General features: G+C 68.1%; 3 protein-coding genes. All 3 read left to right on the top strand.

Annotated features, from left to right (window positions below; genetic code table 11):
* On the top strand, positions 1 to 1285 hold a 1285-nt coding region (locus AC5RV2_RS16610), incomplete at its 5' end, for a protein adenylyltransferase SelO (RefSeq protein ID WP_494093251.1).
* A gap of 235 nt (positions 1286 to 1520) precedes the next feature.
* The gene (locus tag AC5RV2_RS16615; RefSeq protein WP_494093253.1) at positions 1521 to 2222 is read left to right on the top strand and encodes an endonuclease/exonuclease/phosphatase family protein; all 702 of its coding nucleotides are present in this window, start codon (positions 1521 to 1523) and stop codon (positions 2220 to 2222) included.
* Positions 2223 to 2377: 155 nt separating this feature from the next.
* The gene (locus tag AC5RV2_RS16620; RefSeq protein WP_494093252.1) at positions 2378 to 2734 is read left to right on the top strand and encodes a YciI family protein; all 357 of its coding nucleotides are present in this window, start codon (positions 2378 to 2380) and stop codon (positions 2732 to 2734) included.
* Positions 2735 to 2893: the final 159 nt, after the last annotated feature.

Raw genomic sequence — 2893 nt, forward strand, 5'->3', positions numbered from 1 at the left:
GCGGCTGTTGACGGGCAACCGGATCCCCGGCGGCGCCACTCCGGTGGCGCAGGCGTACGCCGGCCACCAGTTCGGCTGGTACTCGCCCCGGCTCGGCGACGGGCGGGCCCTCCTGCTGGGCGAGCTGACCGATGCGGGCGGCCGGCTGCGCGACGTCCACCTCAAGGGTTCGGGGCCCACGCCGTTCGCGCGGGGCGGTGACGGCCAGGCCGCGGTGGGCCCGATGCTGCGCGAATATGTGGTCAGCGAGGCCATGCATGCCCTGGGCATTCCCACCACGCGCTCCCTCGCCGTCGTGGCCACGGGGCTGCCGGTATACCGTGACACCGAGTTGCCGGGAGCCGTTCTGGCGCGGGTGGCCGGCAGCCATCTGCGCGTGGGAAGTTTCCAGTATGCCCGGGCCACGGGTGACGCCGGCCTCCTGCGCCGGCTCGCCGACCATGCCATTGCCCGCCACCATCGGGCGGCCGCCGAGGCCGAGCACCCGTATCTGGCGCTGTTTCAGGCAGTGATCGGCGCCCAGGCCGCGCTGGTGGCGCAGTGGATGCTCGTGGGATTCGTGCACGGGGTCATGAACACCGACAACATGACGATCTCAGGTGAAACCATCGACTACGGGCCCTGCGCCTTCATGGACGCCTTCGATCCGGCCTCCGTCTTCAGTTCCATCGACGAGGGCGGGCGTTACGCGTATGCCAACCAGCCGCTTGCCGCCGAATGGAACCTGGCCCGGCTCGCGGAGGCTCTCCTGCCGCTCTTGCACGACGATCAAGAGCAGGCGGCCGCGCTCGCGTCAGAAGCCCTGGGCGCCTTCAGGAGCGAGTACAGCGCCGCCTGGCTGGCCGGCGCGAGGAGCAAGATCGGCCTGGGCGACGAGGTCGATGCCGCGGGGGCCTCCCTGCTCGTGAATGACCTCCTGGCCCTGCTCCAGGCGGGCAAGGTAGACCACACAGCGTTCTTCCGCAGCCTCGGCGCGGCCGCCCGGGGCCATACAGAAGCGGCCCGGCGCCTGTTTCCGGACCCCGCAGGGTTCGATGACTGGCTGGGACGATGGCGTCCGCTCGGACCGGACGCGGGTTTGATGGACCGGGTCAACCCCGTCTACATTCCCCGCAACCACCTGGTCGAGGAGGCCCTCGACGCCGCCACGCACGGAGACTTGGACCCGGTGGACCGCCTCCTGGACGCGGTGACCCGCCCCTACGGCGAGCGTCGCGGCTTTGAGCGCTACGCCGCCGCGGCGCCGGAAGACTTCGGCGCGTACCGGACCTTCTGCGGAACGTAAGCGCCCCGCCGGCGAGGCGGCGGCGGGACGTGTGCCGGTGCCCGTCAGCCCAGCGCCCGATGGCCGCGGCCCACAGCTGAGCGTCGCAGGATATCGGCCTCCGGTTTTCGGCGTTCTTGCGGGGCGAATCCGCCCTTTTACCCGGTTTGGCGGGCGGCAGCCGAATGTAACCGCGAGGCCGGCTCTGTAGTATGGGCGCAGGCTACAGCGACCGCGACGGAAGGGTGATTCTTTGTTGAGGGCTATCAGCTACAACCTGCGGAAACACAGTGCAAGCGAGGAACTCGAGGACCTGACCGACCGCTACGACGTCGACGTCATGTGCCTGCAGGAAGCGGACACAGAGAAACTTCCGCACACGCTGGGACACCTGCGGTTGGCCCATTCGACCAAGGGAAACAGGCTGGGGCTGGCGGTCTATTACGACGAGAACAGGTTCTCCGCCCTCGATACCAACACCTTCGAACTCAAGAAGTCGCTGCACGATTACGTGCTGGCGCCGGCCCACGAGCGGCTGCTCGGCGTCAAAATGGTGGACAACGAGAGCAAACACGAAATCGTCGTCGGTGACTTTCACGCCGCGCCGCTGACCGCTACCAACTCCCTGCGCCGGCACCAGATCAAGGCCGGCCACGAAGCGCTGCTGGGCATGGGCGGCAACGGCGAGCAGATGACGCTGATGGTGGGGGACTTCAACTACCCCTTCTTCACGAAGAACCTGATTGAGCACCTGAAGGAAACGGGCTACGAACTGACCCTGAGCAACCGCCGGACCTACACGCGCTACAAGCTGTTCCGCGGCCACTTCGATTTCGCCACCTCCCTGGGCCTGGACATTCAAAGCGTGGAAACCCTGCCGCGCGGCCAGTCCGACCACCTGCCGATCCTGGTGACGGCGGAATACGTGGACGAGAACCGCGAGGCCCGCGCCAGCTGACGGGTTGGCGCGGGGACGCCGTAGCACTGCCCGGGAAGTGATGCCGCGGGGTTGTCGATTCTGTTGCAGTTCGCGCGTCATCATGGTGTCGAACGGATCACGTCGACACTGGGCGCCGCGGGGAGGACGCGCGGCTGGCGAAGGGAAACGCTGAGATGACCGAGTACATGGTGCTGTTGCCGGACAACGAGGACAGCTGGGAGCAGAGCACGCCGGAGCAGCGCGAGGCGACGTATGCGCGGCACGAGGAATTCGCCGCCCGGCTGAAGGAACGCGGGCACGCGATCACCGGCGGGGCGGAGCTGCAGCATTCCCGGACGGCGAAGACCGTGCGGTCCACCCCGGACGGAGTGGTGGTCACGGACGGGCCCTATGCCGAGTCCGTGGAACAGTTGAGCGGGTTTTATACCGTGAAGACGGACAACCTGGACGATCTCGTGTCGATCTGCGCGCTGCTGGCCGGCGACGCCCCGGTGGAGGTCCGTGCGATGGTGGCACCGGATTCGGCCTGACCCATGGAGCGGCTGGAGCAGATTCACAGGGAAGAGTGGGGCCGGCTGCTGGCGCTGCTTTTCTCACGCTTCCGGCGGCTGGACCTGGTGGAGGATGCGCTCGCCGAGGCGTTCGCCCGGGCCGCCGCCCGCTGGCCGGCCGAGGGCACTCCCGGCAAC

It is taken from the genome of Arthrobacter sp. Y3225116 (assembly GCF_059091245.1).